The organism is Ruegeria sp. CDSC068 (genome assembly GCF_059610545.1).
On the sequence record NZ_JBXWNV010000013.1, the window covers coordinates 48919 to 70015 of the forward strand.

Below are 21097 nucleotides of genomic sequence, written 5' to 3' on the forward strand. Positions count from 1 at the left end.
ATGCGTAACATGTTTAAGGCGGCGTTGGCTGCAACGCTCATCGTGTCGGCTCCGATCATGGTGCAGGCCGAAACAATCATCCGAGTCACGTTACAGTTGCCTGAGACCCATTCGCTTGGACAGAACTGGATCGCGTTCAAGGATATCGTTGAAGAGAAGTCCGGCGGTGAGCTAACGGTTCAGTTGTTCCCGTCGGCGCAGCTTTACAAAGATAAGGAGGTTCCAGAAGCAGTGGGTACAGGCGCTGTCGAAGCCGGTTCGGCGTTTCTTGGCCGATTTACTGGGGCGGTCCCAGCGGTAGACGTTGTGAACCTGCCCTTCTTTTTCCGTGATGAAGACCATCTGCGGGCTGCCGTTGCCACTGGATCACCAATGCGCAACATACTGGATGCCGCTGTGCTTGAGGAAACCGGGGCCAAGGTTCTGTGGTGGCAGGCGTTTGGGCGTAATGTCTATTTGTCGAACGGGTCTGCCATCCGAACGCCCGCCGACCTCAAGGACCAAAAAGTCCGGACTTACGGCAAGGTGATTGGTTGGACCGTCGAGGCGCTTGGTGGCGCACCCACGTTGATGTCGGGGTCCAAACAGTTTCTGGCTTATCAGCAGGGTGCTGTCGATGTGGGAATGACAGGTGCGTCTGCCGTGAAGTCGCGAAAACTGCACGAAGTGATGGATCACATGACATTGTCATATGACAGTGCCATCGAATTTGTCGCCGTCATGAACAACGACTTTTTCGAAAGCCTTTCGCCTGAGCATCAGCAGATCATTCTGGACGCCGCCGCTGAGGTCGAACAGCAATTGCGTGACGCGATCTACGCAGAAGAAGATACAACGATCGACGAAATGCGCGGCCTAATGACCGTGGTCGACCTGACCGATGAAGAGCGTCAGCAATGGATTGAGGCGACCTCGAGCGTTTCTCAGCGTTTCGTCGATGACGCAGGCGATACAGCCGCAGAAGTGATTTCAGCCGTGTCCGGAATGTAATCCCTTCTTCATATTGTCAAAGCAAGCGGACACCTCTGGTTCGGTTGCTTCTTCTCTTGGCGAGGCGCCCCGAATGCTGCATGCCCTGACCAGAACCGTCGATTGGCTGTCTGAACTCTTCGGTATCGTCGCCGGATGGATGTTCTTCGCCATAGGCATATTCGTGGCTTACGAGGTCTTCATGCGCTACGCGCTCACCAGCCCGACGGTCTGGGTGGATGAGGTCGCAAGGATCTTTCAGGTGTGGGCTACTTTTGGCGCGACAGCCTATGTTCTAAAGCACCGCCAGCACATCGTCATTGATTTGGCGTTCCGGGATGCGAACACGCTTAGGCGCCGGATTGTCGAGACGTTTTCGTTGCTTGTTATCGTGTTCTTCGGATGCGTCGCCGCACGGTATGGCTGGGACATCTGGCTGAAATCCACGCTCGCCGGGCACACGACGGACAGCTACCTTGCCGTACCCAAGGCCTATACTCAATCGGCGATCTGGGTTGGGTTTGGTTTGCTGTCACTTCAGGCTTTGGTGGAAATCTACCGGGTGTGGACGGGTCAGGCGAACCTGCAAAACCATGAACTTGGGGGTCACTGACCCTTGGAAACCATTCTGATCATCGGGGCCCTGCTGGGTTTACTGCTTTTGCGCGTGCCCGTCGCCTTTGCCATGGGCGCCCTCGGGGTTGTGCTGTTATGGCTGAAAGGGCTCCCTTTGATTGCCGTGCCGCAGCGCCTGTTCGGGACGATGGACAGTTTTGAGCTTTTGGCCGTGCCTTTGTTCCTGCTTATGTCAAACGTGCTGTTGAAAGGCGGCGTCGGACGGGATCTCTTTGCCAGCGTGCAGGCTTGGGTCGGGCATTGGCCCGGGGGATTGGGCGTAGCTACGATCAAAAGCTGCACGCTTTTTTCGGCGATTTCGGGATCCTCGGTGGCGACGGCGGCCACAATTGGCACCGTCGCCATCCCCGAGATGGAAAAGCGCGGCTATGACCGTCCATTCATCTTGGGACAACTCGCCGCCGGAGGAACCCTGGGCATTCTGATCCCCCCATCGATACCGCTGATCATCTATGGCGTCATTACCGAGACTTCGATTCCAACGCTTTTCCTTGCCGGAATTGGACCTGGCTTGTTCCTTGCCACGCTCTTTATCATCTACGCCATGCTTTATGCGCGCGGCAAAAAGAGCTTAAAAGTCGAGCGCATGCCAATGAAACAACGGCTGCTGGTGACATTAAGTGCGCTTCCGACTGTCATCTTGGCTATAGCAATCATTGGATCAATCTATGCAGGAATAGCCACGCCATCAGAAAGCGCGGGCATAGGGTTCGTGATCGCGATGGTCATAACATTCGCGATGGGAAGAATGACCTTCGCAAAACTGCGAGAAGCCGTGCATGATTCACTGATAACCACCGTGATGATCTTCATCATCGTCGCGGGTGCCAAAGTTTTTTCTTACGCCATTACTTTGTATCTGATTCCGCAATCGATCAGCAGCTTTCTCACTGAAAACATCTCAAACCCGACGATATTTATCTTCGCGGTCGGGCTCGTGTTGCTGATTATCGGCTTTTTCCTCGAAGCACTTTCCATGATGCTGATTATGGTTCCGGTGCTCTTCCCTGCGCTTGAAGTCATGGGAATTGATCCGATCTGGTTCGGCATCTTTTCCGTCGTCCTGATCGAGACAGCGCTAATCACTCCGCCGGTCGGATTGAACCTGTTTGTCCTTCAGGCTGTCGGAAAGGCGCGCCTTGAAGAGGTTATTCAAGGGGCCATCCCATTTGCATTCATAATGCTGGCAACGGCCGTGTTGTTGTGGTTTTGGCAGGATTTAGCGCTTTGGATTCCTTACAAGATGTTCTGACGGCAAAAGCGGCGCACTCTATGGGTTCATCCAAGCAGCCATACCCGGAAACCGCCAGGTCGAAACGGTGCCGTCCGACGGTGAATATTCCGCCTGGGGTTTCGTATACGGCCTCGGATCGCCGAAGTTACTCGAGCTGAATTATGACGGCTTCAAAATCCTGATCGCTTGTGACCCTGGTGTGGTGACCCTTTCCCACCTTGTCTTCCATGTGCCACACGTCGCCGGGGCCGATTTCACGATAGTTTCCATCGCTTGCAGTGACGCGGATTGTGCCTGCAAGGCATATCAGCCTTTGCGCCACCGGGGTCGGATGGATAGGCTCGTTCCAACCGGATCGAAGCCGCAGGAACATTGTCTGTTTGACGCGCTCTGGCTCGGATACCTCGATGGCCTGCGCGGGCGGGGCGAAACTCCGTTCCTCGAGGTTGACGTCAATGTCATCCCAATGGCTTTCGCCAGCAGCATCGGCGTAAAGCTTGCAATACTTCACGGTGAACGTCCTTTCAGCTTTTCGCAGCGGTAAACCTAAGAATGATCGGTCGCGTTAGTCGTTACTTGCGGGCTTAAAGCTGTGACCCGATCGGTAAAATACTCAGAAAACCAGAGACGATGTGATCCCAGACCGACCCCGTGGGCTCGGAATCGTATTCCAGTATTTCCCCGTCCGCTCCTCGTGTTCTCCATTTAAGCTGGCCTGCGCGTTCCAACGTCACCTGGTAGGTGTAGGCGGGCAGGGCCGCGTCCAATGCACCCATCGTTTGAACGGCCATCGCGGGAGAGTCGATCAGAATGCCCATTTCGGTATTGATGTTCACAGACCGCGGGTCCCAATTGAATGAGCCAACAAAGAGGTAACGGTCGTCGATGGCAAAAGCCTTGGAATGCAGGCCGGATCGGGATTGTGCCCAGTTGATACCGCGACGCTGAACCTGATAGGCGTCTGGCCGCAATTCATAAAGCTCAACCCCACCGCGCAGCAACGCCCTGCGTTTCTTGGCGTAATGCGCATAGACCGGCACGACGTCGTTCGACCCTAAGGAATTGGTCACGACCTTGACGTCCACACCGCGATTTTCCAACTCGGTCATCCATCGGACGCCATTGTTGCGCGGCACGAAATAGGCCGAGATGATATTTACCTCGCTGCGGGCAATTTCAAAATACGGCAGCAATTGCGATGCAAGAATGGGGTCGGACGTTTCAACGCCCGCAGCTTTTGAAGGCGGGTCCGCATACAAACGCGCGGGGACCCAATTCAGCCGCAGCGCGCCGTCGGCAAAATTCTCTTGCGCGGATTTCCTGAGCGCAGCGCCGTACTGGGTCTGTTTTGCTTCCTCCACCAGCTCATTCAGCCTTGCGCGCGCATCGTTCAGGTCAAACGAATCCGGTTGTCCAACAACCACGCGTGCGGGAACGGCAAATTCACTGTTCCAATAAGAGTCAAAGCTCTGGGAAACTTCAGTCACGACTGGGCCTGCCGCCAGCACGTCCAGATCGGCATAGTTCATTTCTTCCCGGGCCAGGAAATATTCGGCCCCAATGTTGCGCCCCCCGACGATCGTGAAGATGTTGTCTGCGGTCATGGATTTATTGTGCATCCGGCGATTGATGCGTTTGAAGTCTGTCAGACCCGCAATCAGCAGGCTTTGATCCCGCCAAAAGGGATTGAACAGCCGGATCTCGATATTCTCGTGATAGTCCAGCGCTGCGGTCATAGCGTCGTAGCTGGACGTGTCCATGTCATCCAAAAGCAGCCGGACACGAACGCCCCTGTCTGCCGCCTGCAAAAGGCTGGCCGCAAACAGGTGGCCCGTGGGGTCATTGTGCAAAAGGTAGTACTGCGCGTCGATGGTATGCTCGGCCGCAGCGGCCAGCAAAAGCCTTGAAACCAGCGCTTGTTCCCCATCACTGATCAGTTTTACCCCGGACCGCCCATCCTTGGGATCGCCAAGCCGGTTGGCCGCGCGCACCAGGGCGCTGTTTGCGGGGGTCGCAAAGGACGACGAAACAGATTTTTCATAGCTGCGCGTTTTGGGGGCGCATGCAGCAAGAGCCAGCGTACTGCACATACAAACCACGATAGCCCATGGCTTCATCGACATTCTCCCCCCCGTTCCATCTCAGGTGACTACGCTTGTAGGGGTGATTGCAAGTTTGTTTCCGGATTCGCCGGGCCGTTTCCCAAGCCTGTGTTGTTTGGGCGAGACCCTAGAAGGTCCGGGCAGCGGTGTTCGCTGACCGCGTCGTTTTCAATTGAGGACGGAGTCTCGGATACCAAAGCTGGAGGAGTGTCGCGGGTTCTTGCAGGTCCGATAGGCCCCCTATTCTGATCATAAAGCACCTAACTGAGACATGGCACCGTCCCACAGATGGGCGACAAGCATCAGGTTCGGGGTTTGCGGCTCAGCAACCCGTATTTCATGGCCCAGGATCGGAATGAACGACGTTTGCGTTTTTCTGATTTCACTGCGCGCGTGGACTGTGCGCCGCCTTGCCGATTGAATTCGAACACATCAATCACCCTCTCGGCACAGCCGCAGGCTTCACCCATGCCAACTTTGGCAAAGTAGAACTTCTCGAAACTTTCCGGGTTTTTCATGACAAATCTCCTGACACGATTGAACCCGTTTCGGGGTAAAATACCAAATCACATTCGGGATGGTCGCTGAAAACGTCATCGCGACCGAGTGTTTCCAAAATACAAGTCCTCAGAATTCATGGCCGCGAATTCGTTGTTTTAGTTTTTCGTAAACAAAGACTGGGTTACGATCCGTCAAACGCATTGCGCGTCGATAACGATGTGCTTGGCAGTCGACAAAAACCGACAGGCGAACCCGCGATTGAAAAGACTTGTTGCGTACACATCGTTTTTGATCTGGAGTTTCGCCCAGCCTGCCACCGCGCAAAACCTTGATCCAGACGCCTCTGAAGCCGCCGCCCGCGCCGCGCTTGCGGTGCTGAGCGTCGCGGCCACACCGAACGAAACACTATCGTCCCTGTCCTTTCTGAGCGCATCTGGTGACGCGAGAAATCTGCGGTCCACGCAGCTGCGCGGCGGATTCAAACCGTTGGGCAATGGCCTTTATCTGGAAGGACAGTTTGCCTATCAGAACTATAACCCGCTGGTGATTTTTCCCGAGATTGGGTCTGATACCGAGCTGGATGTTACATGGTCAAGCATCGCCGCGACCCTTGGCGTCGGGTGGGAGCTTCCGCTTACCAATAACTGGTACATCCGGCCAGTTGCGCATCTGTCGCTTGGCCATGTCACCACGGATGCGGTGTTTTCCAATTTTCCGCTGTTTCCGTCCCGTTCGAACGGGGCAGGCGCAGTGGACGGTAACCTTAACGCCTTTGGTGTCGGGGCGTCCCTGAGCGTCTTTCGCGAGGCACAATTCGGCCGTTGGGAGGCCGAGTACAGGTTACGTCAGACGTTTTTAGAGTTCTATCCGATAAACGAACCGCAAGCGGGGGATGCCCGCGCAAATTCGAACCAGACGACGTTGTTTTCGCGCTACCGTTATCCACTTGATAAGGTCAAGCTGCTGGGCCGTCCGTCCAAGTTGGTTTTGGATGGGGGCGTTGTGCTTTACCACGGCGACAGCGCGATGGTGTTGGATACGGATTGGCTGGCGACGGTCGGTGTCGGAATTGAGGTCGATACCACAAAGATTGGGCTGCCCGCCGTCGAGGGCGCGCGCGTCATGCTGAACGGCGTTATCGCCGATTCATTTTCCGGGTTTTCAGTTGGGTTTGGGGTGCGGTTCTGAACCAGCCACCAAAGGAAAAGGGCGCAGAAAACCTGCGCCCTTCATACTGCTCTGGTTCTTGCCTGGATTATTTCCAGCCGGCTTCGTTAAAGATCTTTTGTGCTGTCGGCAGGTTTTCGGCGACGTCGGACAGGACGACCTCATCCGCTTTGAACTCACCCAGCGATTTCACCGAGTCCGCCAGTGCGACGCCTTCAACCGCGGGGAATTCGTCATTCCCGGCGGAAAAATATTGCTGGGCGCTGTCGCTTGCCAAATATTCGAGGAAGAGAACGGCATTCTCTTTGTTCGGTGCATTTGCGGCAACACCTGCACCGGACAGGTTCATATGCGCGCCATAGCTGTCCTGGTTCGGGAAGACCCAACCGATTGCGTCGATATCGGCCGAAACACCTTTGACATCTTTGCGGATTGCACGGGCAAAGTAATAGGTGTTTGAAACCGCGATGTCGCATTCGCCGGATACGATACCCCGCAGCTGATCGGTGTCACCGCCCTGTGGTTCACGGGCCATGTTGGCCACGATGCCTTCGGCCCATGCCTTGGCGGCCTCTGGGCCTTCATGGGTGACGATCGAAGCCAACAGGGTCTGGTTATACGTATTGCTGGACGACCGGATGCAGACCTGACCCTTGTATTCGGGCTTGGCAAGATCGGCATATGTCGCCGGCGGGTTGGCGACGTTTTCCTTGTCGAAGAAAATAATGCGGCCACGCTGCGAGAAGCCGAACCATTCATTGTCGCTATCCTGAAGGTTGTTCGGGATGCGCTCTTCCAGAACGGCGCTTAAGATCGGTTGCAAAATGCCTGCATTCTTGGCCCGTGAAAGGCGCGAGGTGTCGACGGTCAGCAAAATGTCCGCGGGCGAGTTCGCGCCTTCGGCTTCCATCCGCGCGATCAGCTCATCGGCTTTGCCTTCGATGCGGTTGATGGTGATGCCGGTGGCCTTTTCGAAATCACTGTACAGGTTTTCGTCGGTGTCATAGTGGCGCGAGGAATAGAGGTTCAACTCACCCTCAGCAGCGGCAGAAGTGGCGATCATGGCCGACAATGCGGCGGCGAAGCAGGTAGAGGATTTGAGCATCATAACTCCCAACATTGAAATGTGCGGCGTAGTAATCCGACTGAAATTGTCAATTAAACGATTCCCAAGGGGATGCAAGGAAATCCGACAAAATTAGTTGGTCAACTGGTCGCTGTTTTGTTCCGCGTATTTTCAGGTTGCCCTGATGTGGCATCATATCTATTGACAAAATGTAATAACATAACGATAATTTGTACGCGGTATCAGAGGTTTTTCGCCCAAATGATGCGCCTTTTCACCTGAGTCCTTCAAATAGGTAGACACCCAATGACCGACACCCGCCTTCCCGTAACTGTTCTGTCCGGATTTCTTGGCGCAGGCAAAACGACATTGTTGAACCGCGTTCTGAACAACCGGGACGGCCGTCGCGTTGCCGTGATCGTCAACGATATGTCCGAAGTGAACATCGACGCTGACTTGGTGCGCGCCGACACTGAACTATCCCGCACGGATGAGACGCTGGTTGAGATGTCAAATGGCTGCATCTGCTGTACCCTTCGCGACGATCTGCTGGACGAAGTTCGGCGATTGGCCGGCGAAGGTCGCTTTGACTATCTGCTAATCGAGTCCACCGGGATTTCTGAGCCATTGCCTGTCGCCGCGACGTTTGATTTCCGGGATGAGGCCGGCGCAAGCCTGTCGGATGTCTCGCGCTTGGACACAATGGTCACGGTGGTCGATGCGGTTAACCTGTTGGAAGACTTCTCTAGCCACGATTTTCTGGCCGATCGCGGAGAAACGCTCGGAGAAGAGGATGTACGCACGCTGGTCCATCTGCTGACCGATCAGATCGAATTTGCTGACGTGGTTATTCTCAACAAGATCGCGGATGCCGGAGCAGAAAGAGTAGACGCCGCGCGGAAAATCATTCGAAGCTTGAACGCTGACGCAAGGATTATCGAAACGAACCACTCGGACGTGGCAGCCGATGAAATCCTGGATACCGGCCTGTTCGATTTCGAAAAGGCGCATGAACATCCGATGTGGGCCAAAGAACTGCATGGTTTCGCGGATCATGTGCCCGAAACTGAAGAGTATGGCGTTACCAGCTATGTATACCGCGCGCGACAACCCTTTGTGCCAGAGAAAATTCTGACGATCCTGAATGGCGATCTGCCGGGCGTCATCCGTGCAAAGGGGCATTTCTGGATCGCGACGCGCCCCGATTGGGTTGCCGAATTCTCATTGGCCGGTGCGCTGTCCTCGGTACAGCCACTGGGCACCTGGTGGGCGACAGTACCCGAAGAACGCAGACCAGATCACGAAAGCGCGCGGACCTATATGCAAGCGCATTGGCAAGAGCCCTGGGGCGACCGGCGACAAGAGATCGTCTTCATCGGCAGCGGAATAGATTGGCCCCTGCTCAAAGCCCGGCTTGATTCTGCATTAGTTCCTGCCGCAGCCGCGGGACGCCTAGAAGATCTTCCCAATCTGCCCGACCCATTCCCAGTTTGGCGTCGATCAGAGGCTGCGGCATGAATTTGGTGCGTGAAGTCGTCAAAGATGCCGCAATAGGTGTCGGCATAGCAGAAACGCCCGAGGACTTGTCGGTCATTCACAACCCCGGTTGCGCCGCAGCTATTTGGCGGCGCGACCCCTTGCCAGGCTTTCAGAGCTGGATCAACAAGTTGGATCCCGCACGCCTGCCCAAAGCGCGCGTGATCCTGCGCCCCGAGACAGTGCGCAGCGCGATGGTTGAGCTGGGCGAGGCGCATGGTACGCCCGAAGGTCCGGAACGTGACTTATTGGTGGATGATGTTGCCGCGATGGCAACCTTGTTTGCTGGTCTTATGGAATCAAAATGGCTTCGCCTGCGTTTGGATGTGGTAAACACAAATGCCTGCCGCAGGTTTCACATCGAAGCAGTCACGTCGCGTTTGGTCTGCACCTATCGAGGGACTGGAACGCAATACGGTATCTCAATCGATGGCAACGAGCCGAAACGTGTTTTCACCGTACCAACGGGCGCGCCGATACTGTTGCGCGGAACGCTTTGGCCGGAAAGTCCGAAGTCCGGGCTTTTGCATCGTTCGCCACCAATCGAGGGAACAGGTGAAACACGGCTGGTGCTTGTTCTTGATCCTGTGGCGGACCCGGATAATGAACCCGACCATCTGTTCGCCCACTGATTTACGGGTTTGCCTTTGACCGTTCCGGTCTTTTTTGCGCATCAATCGTTCGAACAAAAAAAACCGCGCTGAGAAGCGCGGTTTTTCTTTAACGGTATGTGCAGTTCTTAGCCCTGGCGAGCTTTGAACTTGCGCTGCGTCTTGTTGATCACGTAGACGCGGCCTTTGCGACGCACAACACGGCAATCACGGTGCCGGTTCTTGAGCGAGCGGAGCGAGTTCTTGACCTTCATGGGTCTGTCTCCAATCTGCGGCGCCTTCATCAAGGACGTGGCCAGCGCCTGGGTTTGCGGGTGTCCCGGGTCAGACCCGAAACAGTGAATAGATGGTGGGCGGTACAAGGATCGAACTTGTGACCCCTTCGATGTCAACGAAGTGCTCTACCGCTGAGCTAACCGCCCACTTAACCTTTGCGGTGCCCTGCCCCATAACGAAATGGGGCGCGGAACCCCGCGCCGGTAGCGGGGTCTATAAAAGGAGTCGCAAAGGGGTTCAAGGGGTTTGGTAGAACTATTTTCCGGTCTATGTTCAATGCGAACAAGGAGTCACCATGAAGAACGCTGCTTATGTATTGGATATGCCCGTCAAGCGCACGTCTTGCGTTGTTTTTTCTTCTCCTCACAGTGGCCGGAACTACCCTGAAGCGATGCTGAACCGGACGGTTCTGAGCCAGAATGTGATTCGATCTTCGGAAGATGCATTCGTGGATCAGTTGTTTTCCGCAGCGACTGACCATGGTGCGCCTCTAATATCCGCAACAAAATCAAGGGCCTATCTGGATCTTAACCGCAGTGCTGAGGAGCTGGACCCGGCTTTGATCCAGGGCGCGCGCCGCCACGGCCATAACCCGCGTGTCGCTTCGGGGCTGGGCGTGATTCCCAGGGTCGTCGCCAATGGGCGCGCAATCTATCGCGGGAAGCTGACGATGGATGAGGCGCGTCTGCGCATCGACACCTGCTGGCGTCCTTATCATGCGCGTCTCAAGTCGCTGCTGGCCGAATCGCACGCGGCTTTTGGTCAGGCCATTTTGATTGATTGCCATTCGATGCCGCATGAAGCGGTTTCGATGGCCAGTACGACCACGTCCCAGCGCCCGCAGATCGTGTTGGGTGACAGATTTGGCGCTTCGGCTTCGACCGAGATTGTGGACCGGATCGAATCCGCGTTTGCCTCGGCGGGTCTGATCGTGGCGCGCAACGCGCCCTTCGCCGGCGCATACGTTACGCAGACCTACGGGCGGCCAGGGCGCAATCAGCACGCTATCCAGATTGAGATCGACCGATCTCTGTATATGGATGAGGTCAAAATCGCGCCGAACGGCAATTTCGCAGCGTTTCAGGACATGTTGCGGCAGGTCATACGGGAAATCTCGGGTATTGGCCGCGATCCGTTGCGTCTGGCCGCCGAGTAACCTCAGCGCAAAGCCCGGCCTTTGACAATCGCATCCGTTCCGAATCTGCGCCGGATTTCATCCGTTGCGCGTTCCGCCTGAGACCGCCTTGATGCGTCGGGATCCAAAAGGTCCCCCGAGATGTCCGCCTGATCTTCGGGGCACAGATCGGATATTCCGCAACCCAACAGACGATATGGCCCTTTGTCGCCGACCTGATCGAATAGCCCACGTGCGGTGCGGTAGATGCGGTCTGCGATCTGCGTGGCGTCCCGCAACGAGACACGTCGGGTGATGACCTTGTGGTTTGCTTGTTTAAGTTTCAGGGTTACGACCCGTCCGGCCAGCCCTTTGGCTTTGGCGCGATCCGCAACTTTTTCGGACATGCGCCACAGATGCCCATCAAGGATGTCCAGGCTGGCTGTATCCTCGAAAAACGTGGTTTCGTTGCTGATCGACTTCATTGGCTCGTGCGAAGACACGCGCCGTTTGTCCTGACCGCGCGCCAGATGCCATAGCCGATACCCCATAGATCCGAAGCGGGCTGTCAGTGCCTCCTGATCCCAGCGTAATAAATCCGAGAAGGCGCGGATGCCGGCACGATCCAGCGATTCCTGTGCCGCCGGGCCGATACCCCAGATCAGGCGCACCGGTTTGTCATACAGAAACTCGGCGGTCTCAGCTTCTCCAATAACTGAAAACCCACGCGGCTTGTCCAGATCTGAGGCGACTTTGGCTAGAAACTTGTTGTGCGACAGACCGATCGAGCCTGTTACACCCAGTTCGTCCTTCATCCGCTTAACCAACCTTGCCAGCATGGCCGCAGGTGGCGCGCCATGCAGTCGCTGCGTACCGGACAGATCCATGAAAGCTTCGTCCAGTGACAGCGGTTCGATCACGGGAGTCAATTCGTCCATCATGGCTCTGATCTGGCGTGAAACCTCGGCGTAGACCGACATGCGAGGCTTGATGACAACGGCGTCCGGGCACAGTTGCAAGGCTTTGAACATTGGCATCGCAGAGCGGACGCCCCGAATACGCGCCACATAACAAGCGGTTGACACGACACCGCGTTTGCCGCCGCCGATGATCACCGGTTTGTCGGCCAGATCGGGATTGTCCCGCTTTTCAACCGAAGCATAGAACGCGTCGCAATCCATATGCGCGATGGACAGGTCGAACAGCTCGGGGTGCGTCTTGATCCGCGGGCTGCCGCAGGAAGGGCAGCGCGCTTCCTGTTCCAGAATCGAAAAGCAGTCGCGGCATAAAGCGGGCATTACATTTACATCTCAGTTTTATGCGCTTTGTCATATCAGGCGTTACTGGCTAAAATTTATCTGGTCGGGCAGCAAAGAGAAAGCGCTCATGCAATTCACGGGGGCGAAGGTCGCACTGTTTCTTGGATCGGACCTGTTGGTGATTCAACGGGACGACAAGAAGGACATTCCATTCCCGGGCTATTTCGACTTTCCCGGCGGTGGGCGCGAAGGGGCCGAAACCCCGTTGCAATGCGTCAGGCGCGAAACACTGGAAGAAGTCGGTCTGCACCTCGCCAAGGCTGATTTCGTCTGGTCGCGCATGTATGGGCAAAACTGGTTCTTCGCAGCACACCGGCCACCCAGCGACGTCAGCCTGATTAGGTTTGGCGATGAGGGGCAGGGATGGTGTTTGATGTCGCCGGACGTTTACCTTGAGAATGCATTGGCGGTGCCGAATTTCGCGATCCGCCTACGTGACTACTTGGTCCAAGGTAAGCCGTCTTTTGACATGTGAGGTTTTCAGAAGAAGACCCCCCGCGATTGGCGGGGGGAGGTGACGGACCTCAGGAAGAGATGGTCCGCGGGGAGTATCACGTCCCCAGAATCGCGCAAATTCCCGGATTTAGATAGGATCTAGGTCACACAGCCAAAACTCGCATATCTCATGTGTGTTTTGGGGCACAGGGACGATTTGGCGCGGAAATGGCAAAAAGTGACGTAAGGTCAACTGCTTGAGTCGCAGAAATTGACAGTATTTGCCTGCGCGGACGCGGCCACTCGGCATCAAACCCTAAAAATTTTAACCTGCAAGGCGTCGAGAATTAAGCCCTGTTCGGTGCTTTTGCCTGCGGTGAAGCCAATTCGGCAAGGATTGCCTCGGCAGCAGCTTTAGGGTCGTCAGCCTGATAGACAGGTCGGCCCACGACGATGTGGTCCACGCCATCTGCGACGGCATTTGCGGGTGTTGCAACGCGTTTCTGATCGCCAAGCGCGGCACCTGCGGGGCGGACGCCAGGGGTCACGATCAGGCGACCTTCGGCCTGGGGCAGGGCACGGATTAGCGCGGCTTCTTGCGGGCTGGCGATGACGCCGTCGGCACCAGCCTCAAGCGCGCGTGTTGCGCGTTCGACCACCAGATCCTGCACTTCGCCCTCTTTCAGAAGGCTGGCATCCAGGTCGTCGCGGTTCAGCGAGGTCAGGATGGTAACGGCCAAAATCTTGAGGTCTTTGCCAGCGGCCCCTTCTTTCGCGGCCCGAACCACATGCGGATCACCATGCACCGTCAGGAAATCCAGATCGAATTGCGCCAGCCCGCGAACGGCGTTTTCGACGGTGTTGCCGATATCGAACAGCTTCATGTCCAGAAAGATGCGCTTGCCGTGTTCCTGTTTCAGTTCATTGGCCAATGCCAGCCCGCCACCGGTCAGCATGCCCAACCCGATCTTGTAGAAGGAAACGCTGTCGCCCAGCTGTTCGGCCATGGCCAGCCCCTGCAGAGCGTTGGGAACATCTAGGGCTACGATCAGGCGATCATCGGGCATGGGGCAGGCTCCTTTTTGGCAAACGCCTGCGTCCTAGCGGTTTCGGGCGGCTGTGTCCATGCAGGGCGCGCACGTGATCGAGATCACGCAGCTTTGGGCCAACTGTGATATGGTGCCGACCATCCACAAGAATTTTCGATGGGGGAACTATGAAACAGGTTTTTGGTGTTGGGATTATTCTGATCTTGGTGGGATGTCAGGATATGCCACTAGAAAATGAGGCGGCAGATACTGTCATCAAATCTCCGACCAATGACAATTTGCGGTTGGTGGGGGGGTACCGTTCGACCGACGATGACTGCCAATTGACGGGTGAGACGTCGTTCACGGTCAATTTTCTGGATGATGCAGCAGACCTTGTTTCCTGCCCGACGGGCAGCGACGCCGCGCAATCGCTGGTGGACATGTACGCCGCGCGCGAGGTTGCGCAGACCGGAGGCTACACCGTCTACTCCATACCTCGACGATAAGTCTGAAATTGCGCGCCAGCCTCTTGAATGAACAAAGATATTTCCCAGATTGAATGTGAGGCCCAGACCGACGCGTGCCGCCAAGCGGGCGCATCACATTCAGGGCGCTTAGGAAAAGGAGAATACTATGGACTTGAACAAGTTCACCGAGCGGGCACGGGGATTCGTGCAGGCTGCGCAGACGATTGCGCTGCGCGAGGGGCACCAGCGACTGATGCCCGAACATCTTTTGAAAGCATTGATGGATGACGATCAGGGGCTGGCCAGCAACCTGATCACGCGCGCCGGCGGCGCGCCGACCCGCGTGATCGAAGCGCTGGACGCCGCGCTGTCTAAGATTCCGAAGGTCAGCGGTGATGCGAGCCAGATTTACATGGATGGCCAGACCGCCAAGGTTTTTGCAGAAGCCGAGAAAATCGCGACCAAAGCAGGCGACAGCTTTGTGCCCGTCGAGCGCGTGTTGATGGCGCTATGCATGGTGAAATCCAAAGCCAAGGATGCTTTGGACGCTGGTGCCGTATCCGCTCAGAAACTGAACGAAGCGATCAACGACATCCGCAAGGGTCGCACCGCTGACACCGCATCGGCGGAAGAAGGCTATGACGCGCTCAAGAAATACGCGCGTGACCTGACCGAAGCCGCAGCTGAGGGCAAGATCGATCCGATCATCGGGCGCGATGAAGAAATCCGCCGCTCGATGCAGGTTCTGTCGCGTCGCACCAAGAACAACCCGGTTCTGATCGGGGAGCCCGGCGTGGGTAAAACCGCGATTGCCGAGGGCATGGCCCTTCGCATCATCAACGGTGACGTGCCGGAGTCGTTGAAAGATAAAAAGCTGCTTGCGCTCGATATGGGTGCGCTGATCGCCGGTGCGAAATATCGCGGTGAGTTCGAAGAACGCCTCAAGGCCGTTCTAACCGAGGTCACCGAGGCGGCCGGTGAAATCATCCTGTTCATCGACGAGATGCACACGCTGGTCGGTGCCGGGAAGTCCGATGGCGCGATGGACGCTGCGAACTTGATCAAGCCCGCGCTTGCGCGAGGTGAGCTGCATTGCATCGGCGCGACCACGCTGGATGAGTATCGCAAATACGTGGAAAAAGACGCGGCCCTTGCGCGCCGGTTCCAGCCGGTTGTGGTACAGGAGCCGACTGTCGAGGACACGATCAGCATCCTGCGCGGCATCAAGGAAAAGTACGAGCTACACCACGGTGTGCGCATCTCGGACTCGGCGTTGGTATCTGCAGCGACCCTGTCGCATCGCTACATCACTGATCGCTTTCTGCCCGACAAGGCAATCGACCTAGTCGATGAAGCGTCGGCTCGCTTGCGGATGGAAGTGGACAGTAAGCCCGAGGAACTCGATCAACTGGATCGCCAGATTCTGCAGATGCAGATCGAGGAACAGGCGCTGAAGCTCGAAGATGATGCGGCCTCAAAGGACCGTCTGGAAACCTTGCAAAAGGATCTGGCCGATCTGCAGGAGAAATCTGCCGAGATGACCGCCCAGTGGCAGGCTGAACGCGACAAGCTTGCTGGCGCGCGCGATCTGAAAGAGCAGCTCGACAAGGCACGCGCTGATCTGGAGATCGCCAAGCGTGAAGGCAACCTCGCCAAGGCAGGTGAGCTGTCTTACGGCGTCATCCCAGAGCTTGAGAAAAAGCTGACCGAGGCCGAAAATGCCGAAAGCAGCCAGATGATGGCCGAGGAAACGGTGCGTCCGGAACAGATCGCTTCGGTGGTTGAACGCTGGACTGGTATCCCAACCTCGAAGATGCTGGAAGGCGAGCGCGAGAAGCTGCTGCGGATGGAAGACGATCTGCATTCCCGCGTGATCGGTCAGGATGCGGCGGTCACTGCTGTGGCCAATGCTGTACGTCGTGCTCGTGCGGGCCTGAACGACGAAGGCCGCCCGCTGGGCTCGTTCCTGTTCCTCGGGCCCACGGGTGTAGGTAAGACCGAGTTGACCAAAGCCGTAGCGAACTTCCTGTTCGACGACGACAACGCGATGGTGCGTATCGATATGTCCGAGTTCATGGAGAAACACGCGGTCGCTCGTTTGATCGGTGCCCCTCCGGGCTATGTTGGCTATGACGAAGGCGGGGTGCTGACCGAAGCCGTGCGGCGCCGGCCCTATCAGGTCGTGCTGTTCGATGAGGTCGAAAAGGCCCACCCGGACGTATTCAACGTGCTGTTGCAGGTTCTGGATGATGGCGTGCTGACCGATGGTCAGGGCCGCACCGTGGACTTCAAGCAGACGCTGATCATCCTGACGTCGAACCTCGGTTCTCAGGCGCTGAGCCAGTTGCCCGAAGGCGCGGACAGTGCGCAAGCCAAACGCGACGTGATGGACGCGGTCCGGACCCATTTCCGGCCCGAGTTCCTGAACCGTCTGGACGAGACGATCATCTTTGACCGGCTTAAGCGGGAAGACATGGATGGCATTGTCGATATTCAGATGGCGCGTTTGCAGAAACGCTTGGCCGCCCGCAAGATCGAGCTGGTCTTGGATGGCACCGCCAAGGAATGGCTTGCCGACGAGGGTTATGACCCGGTCTTCGGTGCCCGTCCGCTCAAGCGGGTGATCCAGCGCGCCTTGCAAAATCCGCTGGCTGAGGCGTTGCTTGCTGGTGAGATCAAGGACGGAGAAACCGTCCCTGTAACCGCCGGACCCGATGGCCTGATCATTGGCGATCGGCTGGGCACGTCCGAGCGTCCGCGTCCAGATGATGCCGTGGTGCATTGATCCGCTAAGTTAGTAAGAAAGACCCGCCAAATCGGTGGGTCTTTTTTTGATGACCTTTTCCGGTGACATTTCCAATTGTTCCAAAAGCGCTGCGGCTAGTACTGTAGGCTGCAGAGATCAAAGGAGATTTAGCTATGCAAACTGTGTTGTTGACCGGTTTCGAGGCCTTTGGAACGACGCCGATAAATCCGGCGGAGCAGGTGGCAAAAGCTCTGGACGGTGAGGTCATCAGCAACGCAGCACTCACTTCCAGAATTGTGCCGAATACCTATTTCAAATGCATTGAGTTTGTGAGCCACGCCATAGCCGAGCTTTCGCCGGATGTTGTTGTCATGATGGGCGAGTACGGCGGGCGGTCGATGATCACTGTCGAACGGATCGCGCAAAATCTCAATGATGACGCCAGGTATGGCGTAGCGGATAACGACGGCGTGATTCTGCAAGACGTTCTGACGGCACCCGAAGGACCCACGGCCTATCTGTCCAGCCTGCCCATTCGTGCAATGGTACAAGCGATGCGTGCGGCAGGTGTGCCATCCGATATTTCGGATGCCGCTGGTACCTTTTGCTGCAATCACCTTATGTACGGAATTCTCCACCACATTAAGGAAAACAATCTGGACGTTCGGGCGGGCTGGATACACTTGCCGACTTTACCAGAGGTTGCCGCACTGGATCGAAATCTGGGTGTGCCCAGTATGTCGGTCGAGACGGCCAAATGCGGGGTGCGTGCAGCTATTGCAGCAGCACTAGCCAATCAGCATGACACTAAGGAGGTTATCCAATCCAGATTGCAGATTTGAGTTTCGACAAGTCTGTGCCGAAATCGGTTAGCGATATGAACCCATTTGTTTGGGATGCAAGATATTGGCCGAATATAGCCCAAATTAAGGAATTGGATGTGGCCCGCCAAATTGGCGGACCGCTTGTGATCTGATCATTCCATTAGATTAGTGCAAATACCCGCGCGGGTCCCCCGGTGCCACCAGCATGCTTAGGCGCGCCAATCACCAACGTCGCGCCAGCGGCCGGCACACGATCCAGACCGGCGATATTCTCAATCCCGAAACGTCCCGTGGGCAGCCATGCATAATGGGTGGCGAAGTCGGTTGAGATGCCGTGGTCAAGAGACAGCGTGTCTGATGCAATGGAGCGCGCACCGGTCTCTTCGATCAACATCATTGCGGCTTCGGGGTGGAAGCCGGGGTAATGTTGTGCCTGACCGTCGAAACCGCGATACGCGTCGCTGTCGGCTTTGGCGGCCCAACCGGAATACAAGGCCACGCAAGCGCCATCAGGAATATCGCCGTTGGCAGACATCCACGCCTTCAGATCATCCGGGGATAGCAGCGTATCAGCATCCTCGGCGGCCCGGGCCGCGATGTCGACGACGCATAGCGGCGCGACAAGATCAGAGACCGGGATTTCATCCACCGAGGCACCGTCCGCCGAAAAGTGCAGTGGCGCGTCGATATGGGTGCCCGTGTGTTCATTGACCGTCAGGCGCTGCAGGTTAAAGCCGTGTTCGCCGAAATTGAAAACCTGTTCGGAGGCATATCCCGGCTCACCAAAAAAAGTTGGGAAATCGGCGCTGAGCGTGTGGGTCATGTCCTCAACCTTGCCCACACCAGCGGCCAGGGCAATTGGTGCACTGGCTCCAGTGGCGGCAACGGCCACACCCGAGGCGGCGGCGGCTTTGAAGAACCCTCTTCTAGAAAGCATACGGTCTTTGACCGCGTTCATCACGCAGATGTCACACATTCGTCTTCTCCCTTTAGTCTTGCCCGACAATCGGGTGGACAGCGGATCTAAGGGCCTGTTGGCCAATCCTGGCAACAAGACTGCAAGTTGCGTGAAGCAGTTGTAAAGATTGAAGGTCCGGGTATTCCGCCTGAATTGGGCGTTGCGAGTTCAACTTGGCGTGACAGGTGCTAACGGTTTTGGCGCAATTCGCCCTCGGGGATGTCTGAGGTGGTTTGGTATGGACTTGGCGTGAATCGTTACAGTCTCGTCTCCCAATCGTGACGCATGTTGCCTTGGTGGTGTGGTATCAGCGGATTATCTGGAATCTCAGGCTAGCTTACCAAGGAGACTTAAATGGCGCATCGCTGGACCAATACACTGACACATGCCGACGTCACGCCACAGGCGGCGTTTTTGAATCGGCGGCAGGTGATGGCCGGCCTGGCGGGTGTAGGATTGGCGGGGCTGGCCAGACCGGCAGCGGCGCAGGAAGCACTTGAATCTAACACCTGGGAAGAGATCACCTCGTACAATAACTACTACGAATTCGGGACCCGCAAGGAAGATCCCGCAAGATATGCGCATACCCTGGTGACCGAACCCTGGAGCGTCACGATCGACGGTCTGGTCGACAAACCGGGTGAATATGACTTCAAGGACATCATGTCCGAAATGACGGTCGAAGAGCGTATCTACAGATTCCGCTGTGTCGAGGCCTGGTCGATGGTCGTCCCGTGGAATGGCTTTGAACTGGCGGACCTTCTGAATATGGCTGGCGTACAAGAAGGTGCCAAGTATGTGGCCTTTGAAACGGCATACCGACCCGATGAGATGCCGGGCGTTCAGTTCCCGATCCTCGAATGGCCATACCGGGAAGGCTTGCGCCTGGATGAGGCGATGCACCCGCTGACTATTATGGCGACTGGTATCTACGACAAACCTATCCCGAACCAAAATGGCGCGCCGCTGCGTCTGGTGGTGCCGTGGAAGTACGGTTTCAAGTCTATCAAGTCTATTGTTCGCATCACCGTTTCGGATGTCGAGCCGCCCACCAGTTGGAACATGTCTGCCCCGCGCGAGTATGGCTTCTATAGTAACGTGAACCCCAACGTGGATCATCCGCGCTGGTCGCAGGCGTCGGAACGTCAGATTGGCGGCGGTCTCTTTGCCAAGCGTATCCCGACGCTGATGTTCAACGGTTACGAAGAAGAGGTCAGCGGACTTTACGACGGTATGGATCTGAAGGAATTCTACTAAGACCATGCAGACGCTGAATCAGATATTGCGCCGCATTCCGGTGTGGCTGGTCTACTTCCTGGGGGCGCTTCCGGCGCCCTGGCTGTTTTACCAGGGGCTGACCGGCGGTCTGGGCGTGGATCCGATTGAGGCGTTGGAGCACCGGTACGGCGAACTCGCACTTCAGCTGTTGATCGTCGTGTTGGCAATATCGCCGCTGCGGCGGTTTTTTGGGCTGAACCTGCTCAAGTTCCGCCGGGCGCTGGGCGTGCTGACTTTTGCCTATGTCAGCCTGCATCTTTTGGTGTGGCTGGTGTTGGACGTGCAGCTTCCCAGCCAGATCTGGGCGGATATCTTGAAGCGTCCCTATATTACCGTCGGCATGGCAGCGTTTATCCTGATGATCCCGCTGGCGGTAACATCAAACAACCTGTCCCTGCGCAAATTGGGGGCCCGTTGGCGCATCCTGCAGCGGCTTGTCTTTCCCGCCGCGATTCTGGGCGGGCTGCACTATGTCATGCTTGCCAAGGGATTTCAGATCGAACCGCTGGTCTACCTGTCTCTGATCGTTAGCCTGATCATGCTGCGTATTCCGGTTTCCGGCCTGCTGACTCGGTTCCGCGCGGCCGATTCCGCCTGACTCGGTACTGAGTCTGTGGGTAACTCTGTCTAATACTCCAGATTCGCTGCCAGCCACTCTGTCGATCGCTTTGTTTGGAATGGTCGTCGCTTGGTAATATATTGTTTTTATGCAATAAATTAAGAAAATTCGGTTTTTTGTAAGTTTGTCTAATTTTCTGCTTGCGGACTTATGCGGTTATACTTAGAACCCCCTTCACCGGCGCTGCTGAGGCGGCGCTGACGGGTCG

21 protein-coding genes and 1 tRNA gene are annotated in these 21097 nt (G+C 56.4%); 13 read left to right on the plus strand and 9 right to left on the minus strand.

The features are described 5' to 3' along the window. The 3 genes from AC2FID_RS20695 to AC2FID_RS20705 all read left to right on the plus strand — a co-directional run bounded on the left by AC2FID_RS20695 (position 1) and on the right by AC2FID_RS20705 (position 2857). A complete protein-coding gene (locus AC2FID_RS20695; protein ID WP_496723454.1) occupies positions 1 to 990 on the plus strand; it encodes a TRAP transporter substrate-binding protein in 990 nt (329 codons plus the stop codon). A 73-nt stretch (positions 991 to 1063) separates the two neighbouring features. Beyond that, the gene (locus AC2FID_RS20700; RefSeq protein ID WP_496838506.1) at positions 1064 to 1582 is read left to right on the plus strand and encodes a TRAP transporter small permease; all 519 of its coding nucleotides are present in this window, start codon (positions 1064 to 1066) and stop codon (positions 1580 to 1582) included. Positions 1583 to 1585: 3 nt separating this feature from the next. Then, positions 1586 to 2857: a TRAP transporter large permease gene (locus tag AC2FID_RS20705; protein ID WP_496838508.1), complete on the plus strand. Its 1272-nt coding sequence runs from the start codon at positions 1586 to 1588 to the stop codon at positions 2855 to 2857. 127 nt (positions 2858 to 2984) lie between these two features. Here AC2FID_RS20705 and AC2FID_RS20710 read toward each other — a convergent pair whose 3' ends face one another. The 3 genes from AC2FID_RS20710 to AC2FID_RS20720 form a co-directional block, all read right to left on the minus strand. Beyond that, a complete protein-coding gene (locus AC2FID_RS20710; RefSeq protein WP_282152752.1) occupies positions 2985 to 3350 on the minus strand; it encodes a cupin domain-containing protein in 366 nt (121 codons plus the stop codon). Positions 3351 to 3423: 73 nt separating this feature from the next. Continuing rightward, positions 3424 to 4956, minus strand: coding sequence for a phospholipase D family protein (locus AC2FID_RS20715; RefSeq protein WP_496838509.1), 1533 nt, complete (start codon positions 4954 to 4956; stop codon positions 3424 to 3426). Positions 4957 to 5243: 287 nt separating this feature from the next. Further along, on the minus strand, positions 5244 to 5459 hold the full coding sequence (locus AC2FID_RS20720) for a hypothetical protein (RefSeq protein WP_108861834.1): 216 nt from the start codon (positions 5457 to 5459) through the stop codon (positions 5244 to 5246). Between the two features lie 241 nt (positions 5460 to 5700). On the opposite strand from AC2FID_RS20720, the gene AC2FID_RS20725 reads away from it, so the two are divergent. Then, positions 5701 to 6630: an autotransporter domain-containing protein gene (locus AC2FID_RS20725; RefSeq protein ID WP_222424386.1), complete on the plus strand. Its 930-nt coding sequence runs from the start codon at positions 5701 to 5703 to the stop codon at positions 6628 to 6630. A 67-nt stretch (positions 6631 to 6697) separates the two neighbouring features. On the opposite strand, the gene AC2FID_RS20730 is transcribed toward AC2FID_RS20725, so the two are convergent. After that, the gene (locus AC2FID_RS20730; RefSeq protein ID WP_496838512.1) at positions 6698 to 7714 is read right to left on the minus strand and encodes a Fe(3+) ABC transporter substrate-binding protein; all 1017 of its coding nucleotides are present in this window, start codon (positions 7712 to 7714) and stop codon (positions 6698 to 6700) included. Positions 7715 to 7981: 267 nt separating this feature from the next. Here AC2FID_RS20730 and AC2FID_RS20735 point away from each other — a divergent pair, with 267 nt between their 5' ends. Together AC2FID_RS20735 and AC2FID_RS20740 are read left to right on the plus strand one after the other, a co-directional pair. Beyond that, positions 7982 to 9193, plus strand: coding sequence for a GTP-binding protein (locus AC2FID_RS20735; RefSeq protein WP_496838513.1), 1212 nt, complete (start codon positions 7982 to 7984; stop codon positions 9191 to 9193). After that, entirely contained in the window at positions 9190 to 9843 is a 654-nt protein-coding gene (locus AC2FID_RS20740; protein WP_282171016.1) for a DUF1826 domain-containing protein, read from the plus strand. Before AC2FID_RS20735 ends, AC2FID_RS20740 begins: the two co-directional genes overlap by 4 nt. A 107-nt stretch (positions 9844 to 9950) precedes the next feature. Here AC2FID_RS20740 and ykgO read toward each other — a convergent pair whose 3' ends face one another. Continuing rightward, entirely contained in the window at positions 9951 to 10076 is a 126-nt protein-coding gene (ykgO, locus tag AC2FID_RS20745; RefSeq protein ID WP_005648635.1) for a type B 50S ribosomal protein L36, read from the minus strand. A 93-nt stretch (positions 10077 to 10169) separates the two neighbouring features. After that, a tRNA-Val gene (locus AC2FID_RS20750) sits at positions 10170 to 10244 on the minus strand. Between the two features lie 149 nt (positions 10245 to 10393). On the opposite strand from AC2FID_RS20750, the gene AC2FID_RS20755 reads away from it, so the two are divergent. After that, a complete protein-coding gene (locus AC2FID_RS20755) occupies positions 10394 to 11254 on the plus strand; it encodes an N-formylglutamate amidohydrolase (RefSeq protein WP_496699870.1) in 861 nt (286 codons plus the stop codon). 2 nt (positions 11255 to 11256) lie between these two features. On the opposite strand, the gene AC2FID_RS20760 is transcribed toward AC2FID_RS20755, so the two are convergent. Then, complete coding sequence (locus AC2FID_RS20760) at positions 11257 to 12510, minus strand: DNA polymerase IV (protein WP_496705722.1); 1254 nt, start codon at positions 12508 to 12510, stop codon at positions 11257 to 11259. A gap of 88 nt (positions 12511 to 12598) precedes the next feature. On the opposite strand from AC2FID_RS20760, the gene AC2FID_RS20765 reads away from it, so the two are divergent. After that, a complete protein-coding gene (locus AC2FID_RS20765) occupies positions 12599 to 13006 on the plus strand; it encodes an NUDIX domain-containing protein (protein ID WP_282171013.1) in 408 nt (135 codons plus the stop codon). 307 nt (positions 13007 to 13313) lie between these two features. On the opposite strand, the gene pyrF is transcribed toward AC2FID_RS20765, so the two are convergent. Further along, positions 13314 to 14033, minus strand: a complete 720-nt coding sequence (gene pyrF, locus AC2FID_RS20770; protein ID WP_496838517.1) for an orotidine-5'-phosphate decarboxylase — start codon at positions 14031 to 14033, stop codon at positions 13314 to 13316. Between the two features lie 149 nt (positions 14034 to 14182). Between pyrF and AC2FID_RS20775 the strand changes: the two genes are divergently transcribed. The 3 genes from AC2FID_RS20775 to pcp all read left to right on the plus strand — a co-directional run bounded on the left by AC2FID_RS20775 (position 14183) and on the right by pcp (position 18052). Then, on the plus strand, positions 14183 to 14503 hold the full coding sequence (locus AC2FID_RS20775; RefSeq protein WP_496724192.1) for a hypothetical protein: 321 nt from the start codon (positions 14183 to 14185) through the stop codon (positions 14501 to 14503). Between the two features lie 127 nt (positions 14504 to 14630). Then, positions 14631 to 17249, plus strand: a complete 2619-nt coding sequence (gene clpB / locus AC2FID_RS20780) for an ATP-dependent chaperone ClpB (protein WP_496838519.1) — start codon at positions 14631 to 14633, stop codon at positions 17247 to 17249. A gap of 134 nt (positions 17250 to 17383) precedes the next feature. After that, positions 17384 to 18052, plus strand: a complete 669-nt coding sequence (pcp, locus tag AC2FID_RS20785) for a pyroglutamyl-peptidase I (protein ID WP_108861825.1) — start codon at positions 17384 to 17386, stop codon at positions 18050 to 18052. Positions 18053 to 18194: 142 nt separating this feature from the next. On the opposite strand, the gene AC2FID_RS20790 is transcribed toward pcp, so the two are convergent. Next, positions 18195 to 19010 (minus strand): cyclase family protein, encoded by an 816-nt coding sequence (locus AC2FID_RS20790; RefSeq protein WP_496838521.1) that lies wholly within the window; start codon positions 19008 to 19010, stop codon positions 18195 to 18197. A gap of 336 nt (positions 19011 to 19346) precedes the next feature. Between AC2FID_RS20790 and msrP the strand changes: the two genes are divergently transcribed. Both msrP and msrQ read left to right on the plus strand, forming a co-directional pair. After that, on the plus strand, positions 19347 to 20249 hold the full coding sequence (msrP, locus tag AC2FID_RS20795) for a protein-methionine-sulfoxide reductase catalytic subunit MsrP (protein WP_058278566.1): 903 nt from the start codon (positions 19347 to 19349) through the stop codon (positions 20247 to 20249). A 4-nt stretch (positions 20250 to 20253) separates the two neighbouring features. Beyond that, complete coding sequence (gene msrQ, locus AC2FID_RS20800) at positions 20254 to 20868, plus strand: protein-methionine-sulfoxide reductase heme-binding subunit MsrQ (RefSeq protein ID WP_496837820.1); 615 nt, start codon at positions 20254 to 20256, stop codon at positions 20866 to 20868. Positions 20869 to 21097: the final 229 nt, after the last annotated feature.

What these genes read in the sequence shown, in the direction of transcription:
- AC2FID_RS20695 (WP_496723454.1), top strand. Translation starts at nt 1, where the DNA reads ATGCGTAACATGTTTAAGGCGGCGTTGGCTGCAACGCTCATCGTGTCG.
- AC2FID_RS20700 (WP_496838506.1), top strand. Translation starts at nt 1,064, where the DNA reads ATGCTGCATGCCCTGACCAGAACCGTCGATTGGCTGTCTGAACTCTTC.
- AC2FID_RS20715 (WP_496838509.1), bottom strand. Translation starts at nt 4,956, where the DNA reads ATGAAGCCATGGGCTATCGTGGTTTGTATGTGCAGTACGCTGGCTCTT.
- AC2FID_RS20720 (WP_108861834.1), bottom strand. Translation starts at nt 5,459, where the DNA reads ATGAAAAACCCGGAAAGTTTCGAGAAGTTCTACTTTGCCAAAGTTGGC.
- AC2FID_RS20730 (WP_496838512.1), bottom strand. Translation starts at nt 7,714, where the DNA reads ATGCTCAAATCCTCTACCTGCTTCGCCGCCGCATTGTCGGCCATGATC.
- AC2FID_RS20735 (WP_496838513.1), top strand. Translation starts at nt 7,982, where the DNA reads ATGACCGACACCCGCCTTCCCGTAACTGTTCTGTCCGGATTTCTTGGC.
- AC2FID_RS20740 (WP_282171016.1), top strand. Translation starts at nt 9,190, where the DNA reads ATGAATTTGGTGCGTGAAGTCGTCAAAGATGCCGCAATAGGTGTCGGC.
- ykgO (WP_005648635.1), bottom strand. Translation starts at nt 10,076, where the DNA reads ATGAAGGTCAAGAACTCGCTCCGCTCGCTCAAGAACCGGCACCGTGAT.
- AC2FID_RS20755 (WP_496699870.1), top strand. Translation starts at nt 10,394, where the DNA reads ATGAAGAACGCTGCTTATGTATTGGATATGCCCGTCAAGCGCACGTCT.
- AC2FID_RS20760 (WP_496705722.1), bottom strand. Translation starts at nt 12,510, where the DNA reads ATGCCCGCTTTATGCCGCGACTGCTTTTCGATTCTGGAACAGGAAGCG.
- AC2FID_RS20765 (WP_282171013.1), top strand. Translation starts at nt 12,599, where the DNA reads ATGCAATTCACGGGGGCGAAGGTCGCACTGTTTCTTGGATCGGACCTG.
- pyrF (WP_496838517.1), bottom strand. Translation starts at nt 14,033, where the DNA reads ATGCCCGATGATCGCCTGATCGTAGCCCTAGATGTTCCCAACGCTCTG.
- AC2FID_RS20775 (WP_496724192.1), top strand. Translation starts at nt 14,183, where the DNA reads ATGAAACAGGTTTTTGGTGTTGGGATTATTCTGATCTTGGTGGGATGT.
- clpB (WP_496838519.1), top strand. Translation starts at nt 14,631, where the DNA reads ATGGACTTGAACAAGTTCACCGAGCGGGCACGGGGATTCGTGCAGGCT.
- pcp (WP_108861825.1), top strand. Translation starts at nt 17,384, where the DNA reads ATGCAAACTGTGTTGTTGACCGGTTTCGAGGCCTTTGGAACGACGCCG.
- AC2FID_RS20790 (WP_496838521.1), bottom strand. Translation starts at nt 19,010, where the DNA reads ATGTGTGACATCTGCGTGATGAACGCGGTCAAAGACCGTATGCTTTCT.
- msrP (WP_058278566.1), top strand. Translation starts at nt 19,347, where the DNA reads ATGGCGCATCGCTGGACCAATACACTGACACATGCCGACGTCACGCCA.
- msrQ (WP_496837820.1), top strand. Translation starts at nt 20,254, where the DNA reads ATGCAGACGCTGAATCAGATATTGCGCCGCATTCCGGTGTGGCTGGTC.